We start from the raw sequence: 19,080 nt of genomic DNA, 5'->3' as shown, positions 1-19,080 counted from the left end.
AGCTAAAATAATTATGGCTTAAAAAGTTAGGCAAGGATCAGTGCGTTTAACTTGACAATGGGAGTCATACCAACGCCTCGGCAACATCCTGTGATATTGCATCGTCTCGTAAGCTAAGTTTGACTGCTTTGATTTTAAAATTAACGGGGTAAAATATGTCTTTCTAGATTGGGTATATCTAGGCATATTAGCCTCCTCAAAGTAATGATGAGGTGTCCACTTAAACGGGTGAGGAGCAGTTCCGTTATAAAGAGTGTGTTAGCTATAATGTGCACAGATAAGCATGTGTATGTAATTGTGTGACATGCAGACAATCATGAATCCGACAAAGCAGATACTAAATGTTCTCTCTGGTATTGCGTGTATAGCTAAACAAGGCATTTGCTTTAGGTTTGATAGCGAAGGTTTAAATAAAAATGAGTGGCGCTCGAAATGTTTATATTTAAGCAAAACTTTTGTAAAAAACAATTTTAAGCCTGAAACGTACATTAAAACGAATGTTGAAGCTCCAAGCAGCTCTACCATTGCCATGAGTTCCATGCTCACTATAATTTCTGGTCCAGCAATGAGCATTACTATTATTACTGCTAATGAGTGCCAAATGCCTTTAGACATTGTTTTTTTGATCCGATCAAACACCAAACTTTTCTTGTATAGCTAATGCCAAATAACAATTGATTAAAATAAGCGAAGCAGGAGTAAACCCAATTGTTATTTGTCTTGATTAATTTGCTTGTTAGCTGCATTTAACGACTTACCTAAGAATACAACTGTTGTTTTGCCCAAACTCTCTTCTTTAATACGCCTATATCCACGGCGCTCATACATGCTTAAATTGGCTTTACTATTTATACCAGTAAACAATTCAACTTTATGAGCTTCAGGATAAAATTGCTCTAATGCACTAAGTAGCTTTGAGCCAATCCCCATACCTTTAAAATTAGTTTTCACAGCCATACGACCTATATGAGAAGTTGTACCATTTAATTTTACTTGCCCACTTCCAATAACTTGTTCGTTCAAAATAACCTTTAGAACACACTTATCATTAAATTCAGACTCAAGTTCAGCTAAGCTCTGAGTTAACGGAGGTATATTAAAATCATTATGTAGTTCAGCTTCTGAAATGTACGCTTCCTTTTGAATCTGAAGAATAATAGGTGCATCTCCAATATTTGCTTCTAAAATTTCCATTTATACGAACCTATATTTATACAGCTAACTTTCCAATAAAGGGCGCATAAATGTGAGGCATAATGGCGAAGCCGCCCCGCGTGTATGCGTCCCAGCGAATGAAGTGAGTGAGTTTATTGAGTTGTTATATCGCTACTCACCAGTATTTCTTCGTATCAATATAATGCTTCATGTTGGAAAAGATGTAAGCTAATAGAAAAAATGCCGGCGTCGCAATAACGTCGGGTTTTATGAACCAAGTTAATAGGCCCAAGAGCACCGTCATCATTTCTAACATAATAATTTGCTTTCTTGCTTTTACTCCCCAAAACGAAAACCTGACCCATAACGGCTCTTTGTTCCATTCTTTAGATGTTTTGTCTATCACGATAATTTCCTCTTGAAGTTTAGAAATGTCAATTTCAAACACAGAGGCAAGGGCTTTAAGAGATTCTATACTGGCCTTGTTTCCACTTTCAATTCGTTGAATAGTTCTAGTACTCAAGCCGCTTAACGTGGCAAGTTGTTCTTGTGACCAGTTTCGTTTTTCTCTAAGACGTTTGACTATCATTTGGGCTCCTTACCAATGTGAGAGGAAACTATCCATGTTTTAATCGATTGTCGGTTACGAAATTCACACGACAGTGAGGCGACAGGCGATGTTTACAGCGATATAACACCCACTTAAGCGGAAAAATATTGTTGGCTAAAATGTTGAACGGAGTGAAAACAGCCAACTGTAAATTTTCCCTCTTGAGCGCCTTGTTAGGTATTCTTTAACCTTTTTAGTTGCTTAATACCTAAAAATGTACCAATAGGAATAAATAAAAGCCACAGATACGCGAAGTATTTGCAGTAAATAACAAACAACTTGGAGCTATGATTTTTATTCAATAACCAAACACTGATAATTAGACCGATTAAAGCAGGAGTTATTTGTATAAGAGAAAACACGATGCCTGTCGATAAATGACCTGCTATTAATTTAGGATCGTTTGTAGATAATTCTAGAAATGCGGAATATAAACCTGAAAAAAAATTAAATAATGATAAGAGTAAAAAGCCTTGTAAAACGATACTTATAAATTTTAATAGATTAAACAAACTCGAACCTTCCCTGAATATCTAACGCCGCCAGCAGAGGCGCAGCTTTACTGCGTCCTACTGACTGGCCTTGTTATGTTTTTTAATTGGAAACGTATTTAACTACATCTAACATCGACACTTTTTTATTTGTTACTTCGCTCAAAGTAAAAGGCCAATTAGAATTTTCATTATCAGGATGGATAAATGATTTCGAAGAAACCTGAAGAAGCCCTATAATAGTCTCCCCAACGACTATTGAGCCCAGTTCCCCTAATACATGACCACTCTCTTTCACTTCCGCTTCTCTCAGCGTGTAATACCATAGCGGTGTATTGTCTACAATTTCAGGAGGAATGCCTTCAACGCTAATTTCGTCGGGTGAAAGCAAATCTATGTGGACTCCAAGTCCATTTATCTCTTCTAAAAATTGTTGTGCACTTGATAAAGATAAAGCTCGCCCAGACAGCAAGTTCCTGTGTGCCAAAATATTATTTTCCCCAGTCGGGACTTCTAGATTAAAGAGGACTGGAGGGAGTTTTATATCCATCTTCCCGGAAAAGTTATCTGCATCAATATCTTGATTCAAAATAGAAGGGTCAAAGAATCTCTCTAGTGTCTTGTCAGCACCTTGCAATGTCCATATTTCCGTTATTTGGTGCCCACCTTGAACCGGCCTACCTCCAGGGAAACCAAAAAATATATTAGGATGGGTTCTTGTGTCGTTAAAAAAATCGTTAAAGCTATATCGCTCCCTAACCATGCTATGGCCAAATCTGTAGCACGCACCAGCAAATTCGGTAGGCATAAAAACATCATCCTCAGTTTGAGGAAGGTAGATTTTTCTGCCGTTTTGTAAAATTCTATCTACTCGATTTTGGCCAATTATTCTAACTAGAAAATCGTTTAATACTATTGACTGATAGTGCCAAGTCACGGCAATTTTAGCATTATCAAATGACAGTCCTTCCTCTTGTACCAATTTATTGTGGAACTTTTGAAACAACAGCTGAATTGACGCAACAATTATATTTTCGTCGTTCCTAGGGTCAGGTATTTGTGCAACGAAATTTTCATTTCTTAAAAGATCCCCATCAGCGTTTCCAGGGTTACCAATTTTAAAAATGAAATTCTCGTTTTGAACGGCTTCATAAATATGTCCATGCTTGACAGAGTTTGGACCATCACCATACAGGCTATCTAAGTCAAATATCGGTGTTCGAGCATTTACTCCGTCTTGAGCAGTGAAAGTAATGTCATGATCTACAAACTGACCAAAATATGTATAGCCCGCTGGTATAGCCGGATTACCCTCATCAGCGGGTCCCATAAGTTGCGAGAGTTGAAGCAATGCCTCATCTGATATGCGGGGAGCAACTTTATCCACCAGCTTTCTGAAGTCATTTCCTACACTACCGTGAGAATTTTCCATAATAATATCCTTTAGTTGAATTATCCCTCAAACAACTAAACTAGGGCGGGATTGCCTAGTCCAACAACATAACATTTTAGTATTTATGCGACACGCAGTTTGTGTTGCATAATCGCTTGTTGGACTGAGCCGCTACCTGCTCGGTGTGTCAGAGTTGGTGTTGTTTATGCTATGGGAATTTGCTTTTTGAAGGCTCTCACTTTCCTCGCTAATTTAATCAGCTTAGCTAGTGTTATGTAAGCTTTCCCTGCATTGCTCAGCGCTTATTATGTATTCATTACACCTAAATTTGCCTTAATAAGCAATTATATTTTTTACACGTACAGAGGCCGCTAGCCTGAGCAATTAAGCAGGTTAACTCATTGATTTGATGCAGCAAGCAAGGCTGCTAACTCGTTCGCGCTATTTTATTTGTCGCCACATCTATATTCATCACACCAATAAATCGTAAGGTACCTACCTTGCATGACTGGCAAGACCAATGGGGTATTAATCGTTCTTGCTCTACCTTCGGCTTCACCGCTCTGAATGAAGTTGCTGATGCTTGAGCCTTTATTAACACTAACTTTCGCTTGCGACATGCATTAGCTAAAAAACCATAGTGGCGAATGCGCATAAACCCTTTCGGCAATATATGTTGTAGGTAACGCCGTAAAAATTCATCACAACTTAGCGTAATGACTTTATCACGGTTGTTATCTGCATAATCCCGATATTTAAAGCTCACTAACTGCTCATTCGCTGACACTAAGCGCGATTCTGACATCACGCCTTTTCGTGTATAACGAGCAAGGTAACTAACTAGCTTTTCACTGTACGTTAAACAGGCTTTGCTATATACGCACCATTTGGTTGGCGTGTTTATCTTCGCGAATGAACCATCGCATTCGTTTAACGCCGCCAGCATTTTTCCTCTAAACACTGTTGATAACGCTTTTACGGGGTATAAGTAGCCTTTTTCTATTTCATGCCAATGCGCTTTTTCAAGTGCACCTGCGGGTATCAAACAATGCAAGTGGATATGCTGACTTAAGTTTTGCCCCCATGTATGCAGTACGCTTGTCATGCCTAACTGACCATGTCTCTTTCGTTTCGCAAATTTACTCAGCGTTTGCCATGCGGCTTTAAATAAACACTGGTACAACGCGCTTGGGTTATAGTGCGCAATGATATTCAACTCATGAGGGAGCGTAAAAACAAGGTGGAAATACCGACACGGTAATAAATCCTCTTGCTGCCTTTGCACCCACTTAGCAGTAGCCATGCCTTGGCAACGCGGACAATGACGGTCTCGACAACTACATCCAATCTTTTGTGACTCACCACAGTTATCACATTGCCATGCTTGGTAACCGAGCTGACCCGTTCTGCATGATTGAAGGTGCTGACACACGCGCAGTTGTTGATAGCTCATCGTATGATGCTGGCGATAATTCTCAAGATTCGAGTTTAAAATATCAGCGAGGTGCAAGCCGCTCATTGATTTCCCCAGCTCGCAAGTAAATCAATGCCGCCATGACCTAACTCTGGTAACCAATGTAAGTAACTTTGTGTGGTTTTAATATTACTATGACCAAGCTGATGTTGCAGTTGATGAAGTGGCATACCTGATTCAAGTTGGTGTGTTGCATAAGCATGGCGTAAAGCATGTGGATTACAGTGCTTTGCCACACGCTTGTGTATGTTTTCTCAATGCCTTTCTGAAGCTTGAGGGTGACATGGGTTTATCCATTAACCATCGTGAATAAAACATCCAGCCCGTTGGGTGATACATTTTCCAATAGCAACGTAATTGATTTAGCACGCTATCTGATACAACAACATAGCGTGACTTATCTCCTTTACCCTGTTCAATTAAAATGGTTTTACGCTGCCCATCGATATCTTGTACTTTAATGCGTAGCAGTTCGCTTATACGTAAGCCACATCCATAACACACCACTATCAATGTTTTTAAGCGCATATCGGTGCAACTTTCTATAAGCCGTCGCATGTCATCGCGCGATAAATACGTGGGTGCGCGAAGTTTTACTTTTGGCAGTGCAATATCTAAGTTAAGTGGGCGGTGTAAAATATTCTTAAACAGAAACCAAATGCTGTTTATCTGTATTTTTTGGCTTGCTCTGGAGAGCTTGCGAATAGCGGGATCTTTAAAAAATATATTCAGCTCATCATCAGTAATTAAATCGAGTGGTTTATTAAAATAATGGCTGAGTTTAAGCAAATGCTCGCAGTAACTTTTACAGGTACTTTGTGAATAACCAAAATAGGCTATTTCAGTTTTGACTTGTTCAATGAGTGTATTCATGACTTACCTCCAAGTTATGGGATAACCCCAAGGTAAGTGTGGCTCAAATGGTAAGAATAGGATCTCCGCGTAGCGGCTTAGTTCAACATGTTTATAGCGAGCTAATCGCGCGTATTTCTACCACAGCCCAGCTCGTTTGTCTTAATTACTCATTTGTAACAAACTTCTTAAGCATTTGCTAGTACTAACAAAATACAGTTGTTCTGGTTTTCAATTCAAGACAAAAACGAGCGATTGGGTCGTTTTCCTGACTATGCAAGCACTATACTTTGACGAAATTAAAAAGTAACTGTTAACTAAAGCTCTAAGCAGCCATTAATAAACGTAGGTGCTGATCGAAATATAATGACAAATACAACCAGCTATTACGAATAAGTGCCAAATTGCGTGACTGAATTGAGTTGTTTTAGCGCTGTAAAATAATGTGCCTGCGCTATAAAAAATTCCGCCAGCGAGTAGCCAATACAAAGCTTTTACATCAATGCTTGAATACAACGGATAGACAATTGCTAATGCAAACCATCCCATGAGTAGGTAGGTGGCTAGGGATATTTTTTTGTTACCATTTTTAACAAGTATTTTGTATGCAACACCTGCAATCGCAACAGTCCATATAAAGCTGAGTGTACCCCATGACCAGGCCCCCGATAGTGAGAGTAATAAAAAAGGAGTGTATGTGCCTGCAATAAGTAAATAAATGGCGCAGTGGTCACACTTTTTATACAAGGCACGCAACTTAGGTTGCACGCTCGCGTGGTATAGTGTTGAAGATAAAAATAGTATAAATAAGCTACTACCGTATATTGCGGTACTTATATTGGCTTTAGTGCTGGTTGCTTGGTTAAATAAATCCCACATAACAAAAACAGCAAAAAAAATACCGAGTGCGTGGCTTATAACATTGAGCTGTTCTTCTTTACGAGAATAAGGGGCGTCGAGTGACATTACTGCTCCTACCACTATGTAAATTTCATTTAGTGTACAAGTGTACGCTGAAACTTTCAATCACTGTATAAGTTAAAGCTTTTCTTGATTTTAAACAAAAATAATTCACTATGGGTTGGCCTATTTACAACAAAACTCAAGTTAATAACCATGAAAGCAAATTTAAAAGCCGCATTACTAACAGCCATTATTTACCCAGGGGCAGGGCACTTTTCGTTAAAAAAACATTTAATAGGTGCAATATTTGCTGGTGTGTTTTCGGTATTATTAATTTTAACGATGAAAGATATATTTGCCGTTGCACAATGTACAGCCAATGAAATTGTGGCAGGAAAAATACCGATGACCATCACCTCTATTTTAGGTGCTGCAAAAGAGCCGTCACTGGCATGTGCAAAACTTGCAGAGTACAAATATTTGCCACTTATGATAATTATTTGGGTGCTGAGTATGGTTGATGCCTATCGTTTAGGTAAAAAGTAACCCAGGCCTCCCCATTTTTTTGTATTCACTTTTTTGTTATTTCAAAACCATTATTTAAAGTTGTGTGTTTTTTCGTAATGACTTTGTAATTCACCGTGCCATTTTGTATATAAATTTTTTAGCTAGCATAAAAAAATTAAGCATACCCCTATTTTATTTTTTAACTAAAAAGTGGCTAAAAAATAAATTTACGTGGTTAAATTAACCTTTCCTGAATTTCAACAAATTAACCAGCTCATTAAAACTTTATTAATATCAGCGATTTAAACTTTATTTTCATCTTGGCACAACCCTTGAGTATATAACTACGTCTAAACAATACACAAACAAGGAATACCATTATGAAACATTCAATTAAAATCGCTATGGCTAGTTTATTAGTATTAGGTTCTTCGCAAGTAAACGCGACAGAAGTGGACCTAGATGTAACTGATATTTTAACAAACAGTGTAACTAGCTACATTAAGCAAACCACCATTGAGCTTGAAAAATCTATAAAAGAAACACTTTATTTTGATACAAAATTAACACTGGAAACGTTAATTGAGCCTGCTGATTTGGTGAGTAATGAAGCGGCAGAAAGTAAAGACCCTGCAGTTAATAACGTAAAATAAGCAACTTAAAGGAATAAGGCGATGAGTACCGAGCTTGGATTATTTGCACTTATGTTGGCACCCGTAGTGAGTATTATAACTGCGTATGTATCTGTACAAGCACTAAAGAGTATGGGTGGGTGGCTTAATATTTAACCAATTAAGTATAATGCAATTAATTCGGTTTACTTAAAGCTGATCGACTTAGTAAAAACGCACGTAAATAAAGGCAGTGTTAGTGATAGAAGTAGACTTTATGAAACGTGCGATTTTCCCATTACCCATATTTATTTTACCTGAAGGTTATACGCGTTTGCGTATTTTTGAACCTCGTTATTTAAACATGGTTAAAACCGCATTGAAAAATAACACGGGGTTTGTGCTATGTACGTTTGAGCATGACACACCTTTTAACATTAGCGCCCAAGGATGCTTGGTTGATATAATCGACTTTGACCAAGACGATAATGACGTGCTGCTTATTGATGTTTTTGCGTCTAAAAGTGTTCAAATAAATGATGTTTACCAAGACGAAGAAGAGCTTCGCCATGGTTTAATATCTGATTGCAAAACGCCTTACTGGTATAGCGATAAAAACAAACAAGTTGGTGAGCATTTTTTATTGCATGACGCATTGCGTAATGTTTTTTATGGTAACCCTGAACTTAGCCTACTTTACAAAACAACTAACTTTAATAATTTAGCTTGGATAGCCGCCCGTTGGCTTGAGTTGTTACCTATTTCGATCGAGAAAAAACAACAACTTGCGTTCGAAACTAACTTTGATAACTTACTTAATTTCCTCCATACTGTAATTAATAACGAATTTGCCTAAATAATGTGATCTCGTACCATTTGTTGCACGTATTACCTTTATCAAAACAATAATGGGATTAATTACTATGGTAAGTCAACAACAGTCAACTCGTTGTGAACCTAATACAGGTAAGTATACTGCCATGCCAGAAACGCCTAGTTCTGAACTTATGCAAGCATTACTATCGGTCGCACAAAACCGTGATAAAAAAGCATTTGCCTATTTATTTGAATATTTTTCACCAAAAATTAAACGCTTTGGAATAAAGCAATTTGGTGTTGAAGCACAAGCCATGGAGCTTGTACAAGAAACATTAACGTCTGTATGGCGTAAAGCACACTTATACAACAGCGATAAGGGTGCTGCGACTACGTGGGTTTATACAGTAATGCGTAATGCGTCATTTGATATGCTTCGTAAAATGAAGAGCAATAAAGAAGAAAACATCAGCGAAGACATTTGGCCTTTAATTAATGATTCTGAAGACACAAATCACGAATACACTGACCATTTAGAAGACAAACAAATTAAACGCTACCTTGATAAATTGCCTATCGCTCAACGTGAAGTTGTTCGTGGCGTTTACTTTCAAGATATGTCGCAAGAGCAACTAGCTCAACAACTTAATATTCCAGTAGGCACGGTAAAATCACGATTACGTTTAGCCTTGCAGAAATTACGTAATGAAATGGGAGATCAGCATGATTAAACATCACCCGAGTGAAACACTACTTACAGAGTATTGTTCAGCGTCGTTAAGTGCCTCTTTGAGCCTTGCAGTTTCGATACATGTGGATATGTGTCCTGTTTGCCAAGAAAAAGTAGCAAAAATAGAAGCAAGCAACGCAGATGCTTTGTTTAGTGAAGACACCGAAACTTTTGAGCAACCAGTTAATAATCAATCTCAGTTGCTTGAAGAGTTTGATATGAATGTGCTTGACTTAATTACTGCAGACGACTCTATAGACGAAGTATATGAAGTAGAGCCAGTTAAAGTAAGTGTAAATGATCACAATTACCAACTTCCTCGTGCTCTGACTCGTATTTCGCACAGCAAGTTTACTCAAGTTGGCAAATTAGCCCGTTCACGTGTAGCACTAGATGATGGTGCATTACGTTCAAGTTTACTGCACATAGATGCGGGCGGTGAAATTCCTGAACACACGCACACAGGTTTTGAAATAACCCTATTACTTGACGGTGAGTTTTGTGATGAAGACGGACACTACGTGCCAGGTGACTTTATTTGGCAAGATGGTCGTCATCAACACACGCCAATAACAAAAGATGGGTGTTTATGCTTTACAGTTGTGAGCAGTGCGCTACATTTTAATAAAGGGCTAAGTAAATTACTAAATCCAATTGGTAATTTAATCTACTAAGAGATTACATGCAAAAAACTACAATAAAAATAGGTATAAGCGCCTGCTTAGCAGGCGAGAAAGTTAGATTTGATACAGGTCACAAAAGGTCAAACTTTTGTATGGACGAACTTGCAAAGCATGTTGAATATACACGCTTTTGTCCTGAGGTTGCGGTTGGCTTACCAATACCTCGGCCTACAATTCGCCAAGTTCGAGTTGGCGACACAATTAAAGTTTGCCGTCCTGATGGTTCTGGTGACGTTGGACAGCAGTTAACTGAGTACGGTAAAAAGGTTGCTACTGAGCAAGCTAAAGAGTTGAGTGGTTTTGTATTTTGCGCCAAAAGCCCAAGTTGTGGCATGGAACGTATAAAAATATACAACGAGGCTGGGACGGGTAACACCTCAGAGGGCGTTGGTTTTTTTGCAGAACAAATTATGAAGCACAACCCACTTTTGCCTTGCGAGGAAAATGGTAGGTTAAACGACATACACCTGCGTGAAAATTTTGTAATGCGTGTGTACGTTTTAAACAGTTGGCAGCAGCTTGTAAAAGAACCATTAAGTGTTCATCACTTAACGCAATTCCATGCAAAGCATAAGTATTTATTAATGGCACACAATTACCAAGCTTATCGAGAGCTTGGCAAGTTACTTGGAACCTACGCTGGTGATGATATAAACGCATTGGCTGATGAATACATTTTAGGCTTAATGACAGGGCTTAAAAAACCTGCATCTCGTCGTAATAACTGTAATACGTTAATGCATTTACAAGGTTACTTTAAAAAAGACCTTGCTAAGGTAGAAAAGCAAGAACTACGTGAAGCAATAGACGAGTATCGCTCTGGTTTAGTGCCGCTTTATGTGCCTCTTACTTTACTTAAGCACCATCTAAAAGTTCACCCTAAAGAGTACCTAGAAAAACAGGTGTTTTTTAATCCCTATCCTCATGATTTAAAACTACGATTTGGTATTTAATGAATACATTATTTTGGTTTAGGCGCGATTTGCGCCTTTTTTCGAATGAAGCGTTAATAGAAGCGCTAAATAATGGCGCTAAACACGCCATTTTTTTTGTTTGCGAAAAGCAGTGGCAACAACACCAAGCAGCGCCAATACAAATTGATTTACTAAAGCGACGTGTAACTTATTTGCAAGAGCAACTTGCCAATTTCGGCATTACGCTTAATGTAATAAACGCTCCTAGCTTTAGTGATTGTGAATCTGAACTACTTTCGTTTTGTGAAAAGCATGATATTCAGCATATTATTGCTAATACAGAATACGAGCTTAACGAAGTAAATCGAGACAAAGCTGTTTTAGCGCAATGTGACAAACGTTCCATTACTTTTACATTATACGAAGGAGATTTAATTGCGCCTGTTGGTAGCGTTAAAAACCAAAGTAATGAAATGTATAAAGTATTCACACCATTTAAACGCGCATGGTTAAAACAGTATCAAGATACTCACTTTAGCCTGGCTCAATGGCCACTAGAGCAAAACCCTATCAAAATTGAAAAAAGCCAGTACCTTGAAAGCGATGGTAGTTCGGATAAATGGCCTGTTGATGATGAAACACTTTTGAGTGTTGTTGATAATTTTATTTGCGATAAGTTAACAAGCTACGACGATCAGCGTGATATCCCCAGTATTAAAGGTACATCGGGTTTGAGCCCGTATTTAGCGCTGGGCATTGTTAGCCCAAAGCAGTTGCTAATTAATATACAGCAACGTTACCCCGACATTTTGACTACATCAAAAAGTAAAACATTCACGTGGGTTAACGAGCTTATTTGGCGAGAGTTTTACAGGCATCTTATTGCAGAGTACCCGAAGCTCTCTCGTGGTGAAAACTTTAACGAGAAATACAATCCTGTTGAATGGCGAAAAAGTGAAAAAGAATTTAACGCGTGGTGCGAAGGTCGAACTGGTTACCCACTCGTAGACGCAGCTATGTTACAGCTTAAGCAAACTGGATGGATGCATAACCGTTTAAGAATGGTAGTGGCCAGTTTTTTAACTAAACACCTATTAATTGACTGGCGTGAAGGTGAGCGCTTTTTTATGCAGCACCTTATTGATGGCGATTTAGCTTCTAACAATGGTGGCTGGCAGTGGGCTGCAAGCACAGGGTGTGATGCACAACCGTATTTTAGGATTTTCAACCCTATTACTCAAAGTGAGCGCTTTGATCCAACAGGTAAGTTTATACGTAAGTATTTGCCTGAGCTTGAAAATGTGCCAGATAAACACATTCATTTTCCGCATACTTACTTAGCTGCAACAGGCAAGGGAAGTGAATGTTACTGGCCAGCAATTGTTGACCACAAAGCTGCACGTGAACGTGCGCTCGCTGCATTTAAGGTATGATATGGATAACCAGTTACCAGTAGATAAATTTGTTGATATTTACCAGCAACTTAATAGCTCTAATTTGGACTTATTAAGTGACATTTATGCCGACAATATTCAATTTATTGATCCGATGCACGAAATTAACGGCATAGAAAGTTTGCGTAACTATTTTGCAAATTTATATAGCAATGTTAAGCACTGTCAATTTGATATAACGGATTCGTTTGGTATCAACAACAATGCATTTGTTTATTGGACAATGCATTATTCACATCCCAAACTGGCTTCTGGCAAAACCATATCTGTGCAGGGGCACAGTAAGCTAATTTTTGATAATGATAAAATTGTTAAGCATCGTGATTATTTCAACGTTGGCGAACTACTTTACAAGCATATTCCAATTCTAGGTAGTGTGGTTAGTTACATTGATAAGAGGGCGGGCTAATTATGGTTACCTTAATTACAGGCGCAACGTCAGGCATTGGCGAACAACTAGCTATTAAATATGCACAAATGGGCGACACCGTTATTGCATGTGGACGTAATACAGAAAAACTAGCTGAGCTTTCAAAACATAACAACATAGAGAGTTGTAAGTTTGATGCAACAAGCCTAAAAGATATTAAAGAAGCAACCATTGGATACCCACACTTTGACCGAGTAATTCTTAATGCGGGCAATTGTGAATACATAGACGACGCAAAAAACTTTGACAGTGCTTTGTTTGAGCGCGTAATTAATGCAAATTTACTGTCGGTTGGCTACTGCTTAGAAGCATTACTCCCTAAAGTTAAAAGCGGCGGTCAATTAGTTATTGTTAGCTCAAGCGTTACATACTTACCGTTACCACGCTCCGAGGCTTATGGGGCGTCTAAAGCGGGCGTAAGTTATTTAGCTAAAAGCCTAGCCGTTGATTTGATGGATGTGGATGTCACGTTAGTTCACCCAGGGTTTGTAAAAACGCCTCTGACCGAAAAAAACGATTTTCCTATGCCTATGGCAGTGACCGCTGAAGAAGCGGCAGATTATATGATCAAAGGAATAAACAAACGACGTAAAGAGGTACACTTTCCGTATCGCTTTACGCTTATATTAAAAGCATTGCGGATATTGCCTTTACCGCTTTGGCTTAAAATAGCAAAAGGATTAACCCGTTGAAAAAAATAGCAATAATAGGAACTGGTGTATCAGGTTTAACATGTGGGCATTTGCTTCACAAACACTACGATGTCACTTTATTTGAAAAAAACGATTATATTGGCGGGCACACTGCGACTGTTGACGTAGATGTTAAGGGTGTTAATTACGCCGTGGATACCGGATTTATTGTTTTTAATAACCGAACCTACCCTTATTTTGAAAAGTTACTTGCGCGTATTGGTATAAAAAAACAAGAAACCCAAATGAGTTTCAGTGTTCATAATGAGGCAACAGGCTTTGAGTACAATGGCCATACCTTCACCAGTTTATTTGCACAAAGAAGAAATATTTTTAGGCCTAAATTTTGGCGCTTGTTATCTGACATAGTTAAATTTAACAAACTGTGTAAAGCCATACACGAAAAAGGCGAATATCAGCAATCGCAAACACTCGGTCAGCTACTTAATGAAAATCAGTTTAACGACTTTTTTAAATATCATTATATTTTACCTATGGGCGCAGCTATTTGGTCTACTAGTATTAAAGAAATGGAAAACGTAGGCGTAGAGTTTTTTGTAAAGTTTTTCTTTAATCATGGCCTTTTAGATATCACAAATAGGCCGCAATGGTATGTTGTACCTGGTGGTTCACGTGAATACATAAACCCATTAATTAAAGGGTTTGCTGACAGAATAAAGCTTAACACTGATATTAAATCGGTAACACGTGCAAATGACGATGTAACCATTGAGCTTGCCAGTGGTGAGCAGCACGTTTTTGATAAAGTTATTTTTGCGTGCCACTCTGACCAAGCACTCAAACTACTTGGTGATGCAACAAGCCAAGAAAAATCAGTACTTGGCGCAATTCCTTATACTGAAAATTCAGTAGTACTTCATACAGATACAAATTTACTACCTGACAGAAAAGCCGCTTGGGCTAGTTGGAATTATTTATTAAATAACAATACCGACAAAGCAGCTGTTGTTACTTACCAGATGAATATATTGCAAGGTATTCATTCAGACACGCAGTTTTGCGTTACGTTAAACCACCTTGAAGGGATAGATAAAAGCAAAATATTGCGTGAATTCACTTATCATCACCCTGTTTTCAACAAAGAGTCTATTGCTGCGCAAGGGCTTAAACAAACGATCGATGGTCAAAATAATAGTTATTTTTGTGGTGCCTATTGGTACAACGGCTTTCATGAGGATGGTGTGCGCAGTGGTGTAGACGTGGCAAGGCAGTTAGGGGTTGAATTTGACTAGTGCTGTTTATTTAGGCGATGTTAAGCATCGCCGTTTTGCTGTTAAGACTCATCATTTTAGTAATCCACTTTACATGATGTGGGTTGATCTCAACAACCCAGAGCAATTGAACAATAAGCATAAATGGTTAGGTACGTCTGGTTCAAAAGCATTAAAGTTTAACGAATCAGACTACTTTGTTAATAAGCCCCACAATAATGATGCGTCAATCATTGAACGTGCAAATCATCAGTTATTATCGCTTGGTGTAACTGAGACTTTTAACCATGTATACATGCTAGGACAGCTCCGTTGCTTTGGTATTTACTTTAGCCCAGTAAATTTCTTCTTTTATGGTCATAGCGACAGTGAATTTAAGTACATGGTGGCTGAAGTTAGTAATACGCCATGGAATGAGCGACACTACTACTTGATACCACTAGAAAAAAAAGTGAACTTTAAAAAAGTATTTTCCGTATCACCTTTTATGAACCTCGATATGAACTATCATTGGACAATTAGGTTAACGCAAGATAAAACATTGATTCATATTGAAAATAAACGGGATGGAGAATTGCTATTTGATGCTACTCTTCGATTAACCCGCAAAGAACTGACTGAAAAAGAAATGAGTCAGTTGTTAAAGCGATTCCCAGCAATGACGTGGACAATATTTAAAGGTATTTATTACCAAGCGTTGAAGCTGTTTATAAAAAGAGTGCCTTTTTTAGGTCATTCTTAAAAGTCACAAATTACATACAAGCAGTAATAAAAATAATATAGGTGTTCTAATGGAAAAAGTGTCTAGCTTAAATTGCGAACAAAACACAGGCTGGTTTACAGGGCTTTATAAAAAATTAGTATTTAAAGCTTTTTCTTCAATAGAAACAGGGCAAATCACCGTTATTGATGAAGATCTGCAGCTTGTTTTTGGAGATGCATCATCCGACTTAAAAGTAACGGTAACAATTCACGACAAAGCGATGTACAAGGCGTTTGCATTATCTGGAAGTGTTGGTGCAGGCGAGTCTTACATTTTAGGTCAATGGAGTTGTGACAACTTAACCCGACTAATTGAGTTATTTGCTATAAATGAAAAACAGTTAGACGAGTTTGAGAAAAAATTCGCGTTTTTCAGCAACATTGCCCACAGACTAACTCATTTAAAAAATAAAAATTCTGAGTCAGGCTCTAAAAAAAATATTGTCGCTCACTATGATCTAGGTAACGATTTATACGAATCGTTTTTGAGTAAAGAAATGCTTTATTCGTGTGCTGTTTATCCATCAAAAGATGCCAGTCTAGAAGACGCGCAGCAGTACAAATTAAAGCGCATATGTGAACAGGTAGAATTGCAACCTGGCGATTCCGTTATAGAAATTGGCACTGGATGGGGCGCATTTGCCATTTACGCAGCAACACATTACGACTGCCACGTGACCACTACAACAATATCTGACGAGCAACATGACTTTGTTGCAGAAAAAATTAAAGAGTTAGGCTTAGAGAATAAAATTACGCTTCTTAAGCTTGATTACAGACTACTCACGGGCAAATACGACAAACTCGTTTCGATTGAAATGATTGAAGCGGTTGGCCACGAATATTTACCTAGCTTTTTCACCCAGTGTGGTTCGCTACTCAAAGACGATGGCGCAATGTTGATACAAGCAATCACCATTAGCGATCAGCGATATAAGCACTACCTTAAAAATTCAGATTTTATTCAACAGTATATTTTCCCTGGGGGGTGTTTACCCTCATTAAACGAAATGAGTGAGCAAATCAAAAATAACACCGATATGGTTATCCATACTGTTAGTGATATTGGAACGCATTACGCACGAACCTTAGCTGACTGGCGTGAACGATTCATCAAAAGTTGGCCAGATCTAGACCGCACAAAATTTGATGACCGCTTTTATAGGCTATGGTTATTTTATTTTGCGTACTGTGAAGGCGCATTTAGAACGCGTGCAACCAGTACTGTACATTTAATGGCGCGTAAACCTCGCTTTAGTAGCAATGTAGATGAAATTGCACTCGCTTATTAATTTTGTCTTGTTTCAAGCAGTGTGGTTTTTATCATTACTGCTTGAAGGACAATCACTTTTATTTAGCGCTGGCATCATTGTCTTAATGTTTTATTTGTCAAAGCAAAAAAAACAAGATGCATTATTGCTATTAAAAGCACTTCCTATTGCTTTGCTACTTGAATACATAGCGGTGGAGCTTGGTCTACTTTCATTTAAAGTTGATCCTTTTCCAATTTGGCTGGTACTTCTATGGGCCGCGTTGCTTCTTTCATTAAATACATCGATGCATTTTTTAAGTCGATTAAGACTTTGGCATGTATTTGTTGTTTGCCTTATTTTTGCGCCAGCTAGCTACTGGGCGGGTGCGCGTTTTAACGTAATTAATTTAGGCTTACCGCTATGGCAGTTTTGGGTAGCCTACGGTGTTATTTGGTCGGCAGCCTTTACGTTTATTGTATTTATAAACCAAAAAATTAAGTCGATTATTTTAGCAAGTTAAAATTAGTTTACCCTACTATTTTTTATTTAAAGAAGGACTTTAATTGTGAAATCAATCATAACCATAACTGTTTTATGTCTTTTATTGTCTACTTCTGCTTTTGCTAATGTTGAATTTAGCAAAGTGGGCGAGGGTAGAATGGAATACTTGTTTTGGGATGTTTACGACGCCACCTTATATACCCCTTCCGGCGATTATGCTTTGGGTGAACACCCTGTCAAATTTAAGCTGACTTATTTACGTGATTTTGACGCCAAAGATATAGTTAAAGCAACCAATGAGCAGTGGGAGCACATAGGTAAAAAAAATCTAGTCGGCAAGTACGATGAGGTGCTTTTGTCTATTTGGCCAAACATAGGTAAAGGTGATTCGTTAACGCTGATAACTGATAAAGAAGGCAAGAGTACTTTTTTGCATAACGATAGCGAGGTTGGCGTAATTGATGATGTTGCGTTTTCAAGTGATTTTTTAGCTATTTGGTTAGGTAAAAATACGTCAGAGCCAGCTTTAAGAAAAAAACTATTAGGAAATTAAAATGATTATTAATAACGCGTTAAAAACGATTTTTGTGTGTGTATTTGCACTTTTTTTGGTTAGTTGCTCAGCGCCTAATGTAGAACACTACAGTAAAACAACTCCCAATTTTGACTTTAAAACCTTCTTTAGCGGCAAATTAAAAGCTTACGGTGTAGTGCAAGACTTTAAAGGTGAGTTAACCCGTAAGTTAGTCGTTGATATGAACGCTACGTGGGAGGGCAACCAGGGCGTCATAGAAGAAGACTTTGTGTATGATGATGGTGAAACACAAAAACGTATCTGGAAAATAACCCTTAATGACGATAACACCCTTACAGGGACTGCTGCAGACGTTCTTGGCGTTGCACAAGGTAAAAGCGATGGCAGTGTATTTCATTGGAACTACAACGTAGAACTCCCTTATGACGGAAGTACTTTAGAAGTTAATTTTGATGATTGGATGTACTTGGTAACACAATCGCGCTTGATTAACCGCACATCTATTGTTAAGTTTGGTGTCGAGGTCGGGGAAGTGACCTTAGTTATCGAAAAAATATAGTTTTTATATGCTGATTAACATGCACCAAAATTGTACAAAAATTAAGTCTTTGTTAACACAAGATGCTGTATTTTAGCGGAAATTAATATAATTTTATGTGTTTTATAAGATTTTAACTAAAAATTGCAATTTGCTGTTGCTAACTTTTAAAAAATACATAAAGATAGGTTTGCGAAGGCAAAATAATAACGAATAGGAATCTAACAATGAATAAAGCTCAATTAGTTGAAAAAATTGCTACTGACGCGGAAATTTCTAAAGCCGCAGCTACACGTGCTCTTGACGCATTTACTGGCGCTGTAACTTCTGCACTTAAAGAAGGTGATTCAGTAGCATTAGTTGGTTTTGGTACTTTCTCAGTTAAAGAACGTGCTGCACGCACAGGCCGTAACCCTCAAACGGGTGCTGAGATCCAAATCGCAGCGGCAACTATCCCAAGCTTTAAAGCAGGTAAAGGTCTTAAAGACCAAGTAAACCTATAATTGGTTTTACAAATTAATTGAAAAAAGGGCTAATAAGCCCT

At 38.1% G+C, this 19,080-nt stretch carries 21 protein-coding genes and 1 pseudogene; 16 read left to right on the top strand and 6 right to left on the bottom strand.

The window, feature by feature from the left end:
• Positions 1–711 precede the first annotated feature (711 nt).
• The 6 genes and pseudogenes from R0J88_RS04935 to trhA all read right to left on the bottom strand — a co-directional run bounded on the left by R0J88_RS04935 (position 712) and on the right by trhA (position 6,941).
• Complete coding sequence (locus R0J88_RS04935) at positions 712–1,194, bottom strand: GNAT family N-acetyltransferase (RefSeq protein ID WP_410899269.1); 483 nt, start codon at positions 1,192–1,194, stop codon at positions 712–714.
• A gap of 136 nt (positions 1,195–1,330) precedes the next feature.
• On the bottom strand, positions 1,331–1,744 hold the full coding sequence (locus tag R0J88_RS04930) for a helix-turn-helix domain-containing protein (RefSeq protein ID WP_276754987.1): 414 nt from the start codon (positions 1,742–1,744) through the stop codon (positions 1,331–1,333).
• Between the two features lie 615 nt (positions 1,745–2,359).
• Positions 2,360–3,688: a peroxidase family protein gene (locus R0J88_RS04925; RefSeq protein ID WP_410899268.1), complete on the bottom strand. Its 1,329-nt coding sequence runs from the start codon at positions 3,686–3,688 to the stop codon at positions 2,360–2,362.
• 388 nt (positions 3,689–4,076) lie between these two features.
• Positions 4,077–5,168, bottom strand: coding sequence for an IS91 family transposase (locus tag R0J88_RS04920; RefSeq protein ID WP_410899267.1), 1,092 nt, complete (start codon positions 5,166–5,168; stop codon positions 4,077–4,079).
• Positions 5,165–5,996, bottom strand: a pseudogene (locus tag R0J88_RS04915) (tyrosine-type recombinase/integrase). Before R0J88_RS04915 ends, R0J88_RS04920 begins: the two are co-directional and overlap by 4 nt.
• Positions 5,997–6,311: 315 nt before the next feature.
• The gene (gene trhA / locus R0J88_RS04910; protein ID WP_410899266.1) at positions 6,312–6,941 is read right to left on the bottom strand and encodes a PAQR family membrane homeostasis protein TrhA; all 630 of its coding nucleotides are present in this window, start codon (positions 6,939–6,941) and stop codon (positions 6,312–6,314) included.
• 150 nt (positions 6,942–7,091) lie between these two features.
• On the opposite strand from trhA, the gene R0J88_RS04905 reads away from it, so the two are divergent.
• The 16 genes from R0J88_RS04905 to R0J88_RS04830 all read left to right on the top strand — a co-directional run bounded on the left by R0J88_RS04905 (position 7,092) and on the right by R0J88_RS04830 (position 19,039).
• Complete coding sequence (locus R0J88_RS04905; RefSeq protein ID WP_008129213.1) at positions 7,092–7,424, top strand: hypothetical protein; 333 nt, start codon at positions 7,092–7,094, stop codon at positions 7,422–7,424.
• 341 nt (positions 7,425–7,765) lie between these two features.
• Entirely contained in the window at positions 7,766–8,038 is a 273-nt protein-coding gene (locus tag R0J88_RS04900; protein ID WP_010556231.1) for a hypothetical protein, read from the top strand.
• A 235-nt stretch (positions 8,039–8,273) separates the two neighbouring features.
• Entirely contained in the window at positions 8,274–8,852 is a 579-nt protein-coding gene (locus tag R0J88_RS04895; RefSeq protein WP_033025371.1) for an LON peptidase substrate-binding domain-containing protein, read from the top strand.
• A 67-nt stretch (positions 8,853–8,919) separates the two neighbouring features.
• A complete protein-coding gene (locus tag R0J88_RS04890; RefSeq protein ID WP_410899265.1) occupies positions 8,920–9,543 on the top strand; it encodes a sigma-70 family RNA polymerase sigma factor in 624 nt (207 codons plus the stop codon).
• Entirely contained in the window at positions 9,536–10,216 is a 681-nt protein-coding gene (locus tag R0J88_RS04885; protein ID WP_138739696.1) for a ChrR family anti-sigma-E factor, read from the top strand. Before R0J88_RS04890 ends, R0J88_RS04885 begins: the two co-directional genes overlap by 8 nt.
• Before the next feature lie 8 nt (positions 10,217–10,224).
• Positions 10,225–11,178 carry a YbgA family protein gene (locus tag R0J88_RS04880; protein ID WP_410899264.1) on the top strand — a complete coding sequence of 318 codons (954 nt, stop codon included), beginning with the start codon at positions 10,225–10,227 and terminating at the stop codon, positions 11,176–11,178.
• The gene (phrB, locus tag R0J88_RS04875) at positions 11,178–12,572 is read left to right on the top strand and encodes a deoxyribodipyrimidine photo-lyase (protein WP_410899263.1); all 1,395 of its coding nucleotides are present in this window, start codon (positions 11,178–11,180) and stop codon (positions 12,570–12,572) included. The genes R0J88_RS04880 and phrB overlap by 1 nt, the downstream gene beginning before the upstream one ends.
• 1 nt (position 12,573) lies before the next feature.
• Positions 12,574–13,002, top strand: a complete 429-nt coding sequence (locus R0J88_RS04870) for a nuclear transport factor 2 family protein (RefSeq protein WP_410899262.1) — start codon at positions 12,574–12,576, stop codon at positions 13,000–13,002.
• Between the two features lie 2 nt (positions 13,003–13,004).
• A complete protein-coding gene (locus R0J88_RS04865) occupies positions 13,005–13,715 on the top strand; it encodes an SDR family NAD(P)-dependent oxidoreductase (protein ID WP_008129197.1) in 711 nt (236 codons plus the stop codon).
• Positions 13,712–14,968 carry an NAD(P)/FAD-dependent oxidoreductase gene (locus tag R0J88_RS04860; protein WP_410899261.1) on the top strand — a complete coding sequence of 419 codons (1,257 nt, stop codon included), beginning with the start codon at positions 13,712–13,714 and terminating at the stop codon, positions 14,966–14,968. The genes R0J88_RS04865 and R0J88_RS04860 overlap by 4 nt, the downstream gene beginning before the upstream one ends.
• The gene (locus tag R0J88_RS04855) at positions 14,961–15,689 is read left to right on the top strand and encodes a DUF1365 domain-containing protein (RefSeq protein WP_008129195.1); all 729 of its coding nucleotides are present in this window, start codon (positions 14,961–14,963) and stop codon (positions 15,687–15,689) included. The genes R0J88_RS04860 and R0J88_RS04855 overlap by 8 nt, the downstream gene beginning before the upstream one ends.
• A 49-nt stretch (positions 15,690–15,738) precedes the next feature.
• Positions 15,739–17,001 (top strand): SAM-dependent methyltransferase, encoded by a 1,263-nt coding sequence (locus R0J88_RS04850; RefSeq protein ID WP_039037395.1) that lies wholly within the window; start codon positions 15,739–15,741, stop codon positions 16,999–17,001.
• Positions 16,979–17,482 (top strand): DUF2878 domain-containing protein, encoded by a 504-nt coding sequence (locus tag R0J88_RS04845; protein ID WP_410899260.1) that lies wholly within the window; start codon positions 16,979–16,981, stop codon positions 17,480–17,482. The genes R0J88_RS04850 and R0J88_RS04845 overlap by 23 nt, the downstream gene beginning before the upstream one ends.
• A 54-nt stretch (positions 17,483–17,536) precedes the next feature.
• Complete coding sequence (locus R0J88_RS04840; RefSeq protein WP_410899272.1) at positions 17,537–18,016, top strand: chalcone isomerase family protein; 480 nt, start codon at positions 17,537–17,539, stop codon at positions 18,014–18,016.
• A gap of 1 nt (position 18,017) precedes the next feature.
• A complete protein-coding gene (locus tag R0J88_RS04835) occupies positions 18,018–18,557 on the top strand; it encodes a DUF3833 domain-containing protein (protein WP_006793423.1) in 540 nt (179 codons plus the stop codon).
• A 206-nt stretch (positions 18,558–18,763) separates the two neighbouring features.
• Entirely contained in the window at positions 18,764–19,039 is a 276-nt protein-coding gene (locus tag R0J88_RS04830; RefSeq protein ID WP_006793424.1) for an HU family DNA-binding protein, read from the top strand.
• The last annotated feature ends 41 nt before the right edge of the window (positions 19,040–19,080 follow it).

Source organism: Pseudoalteromonas sp. SIMBA_162, assembly GCF_046535955.1.
GTDB classification, from domain to species: domain Bacteria; phylum Pseudomonadota; class Gammaproteobacteria; order Enterobacterales; family Alteromonadaceae; genus Pseudoalteromonas; species Pseudoalteromonas marina.
This window is presented reverse-complemented; position numbering and strand designations above follow the sequence as displayed.

Excerpts from the sequence above, each read along its gene's own strand:
- R0J88_RS04865 (WP_008129197.1), top strand. The coding sequence starts at position 13,005 with ATGGTTACCTTAATTACAGGCGCAACGTCAGGCATTGGCGAACAACTA.
- R0J88_RS04835 (WP_006793423.1), top strand. The coding sequence starts at position 18,018 with ATGATTATTAATAACGCGTTAAAAACGATTTTTGTGTGTGTATTTGCA.
- R0J88_RS04830 (WP_006793424.1), top strand. The coding sequence starts at position 18,764 with ATGAATAAAGCTCAATTAGTTGAAAAAATTGCTACTGACGCGGAAATT.
- R0J88_RS04900 (WP_010556231.1), top strand. The coding sequence starts at position 7,766 with ATGAAACATTCAATTAAAATCGCTATGGCTAGTTTATTAGTATTAGGT.
- R0J88_RS04895 (WP_033025371.1), top strand. The coding sequence starts at position 8,274 with ATGAAACGTGCGATTTTCCCATTACCCATATTTATTTTACCTGAAGGT.
- R0J88_RS04850 (WP_039037395.1), top strand. The coding sequence starts at position 15,739 with ATGGAAAAAGTGTCTAGCTTAAATTGCGAACAAAACACAGGCTGGTTT.
- R0J88_RS04870 (WP_410899262.1), top strand. The coding sequence starts at position 12,574 with ATGGATAACCAGTTACCAGTAGATAAATTTGTTGATATTTACCAGCAA.
- R0J88_RS04845 (WP_410899260.1), top strand. The coding sequence starts at position 16,979 with ATGAAATTGCACTCGCTTATTAATTTTGTCTTGTTTCAAGCAGTGTGG.
- R0J88_RS04885 (WP_138739696.1), top strand. The coding sequence starts at position 9,536 with ATGATTAAACATCACCCGAGTGAAACACTACTTACAGAGTATTGTTCA.
- R0J88_RS04890 (WP_410899265.1), top strand. The coding sequence starts at position 8,920 with ATGGTAAGTCAACAACAGTCAACTCGTTGTGAACCTAATACAGGTAAG.
- R0J88_RS04905 (WP_008129213.1), top strand. The coding sequence starts at position 7,092 with ATGAAAGCAAATTTAAAAGCCGCATTACTAACAGCCATTATTTACCCA.
- R0J88_RS04880 (WP_410899264.1), top strand. The coding sequence starts at position 10,225 with ATGCAAAAAACTACAATAAAAATAGGTATAAGCGCCTGCTTAGCAGGC.
- R0J88_RS04930 (WP_276754987.1), bottom strand. The coding sequence starts at position 1,744 with ATGATAGTCAAACGTCTTAGAGAAAAACGAAACTGGTCACAAGAACAA.
- R0J88_RS04925 (WP_410899268.1), bottom strand. The coding sequence starts at position 3,688 with ATGGAAAATTCTCACGGTAGTGTAGGAAATGACTTCAGAAAGCTGGTG.
- phrB (WP_410899263.1), top strand. The coding sequence starts at position 11,178 with ATGAATACATTATTTTGGTTTAGGCGCGATTTGCGCCTTTTTTCGAAT.
- trhA (WP_410899266.1), bottom strand. The coding sequence starts at position 6,941 with ATGTCACTCGACGCCCCTTATTCTCGTAAAGAAGAACAGCTCAATGTT.
- R0J88_RS04935 (WP_410899269.1), bottom strand. The coding sequence starts at position 1,194 with ATGGAAATTTTAGAAGCAAATATTGGAGATGCACCTATTATTCTTCAG.
- R0J88_RS04920 (WP_410899267.1), bottom strand. The coding sequence starts at position 5,168 with ATGAGCGGCTTGCACCTCGCTGATATTTTAAACTCGAATCTTGAGAAT.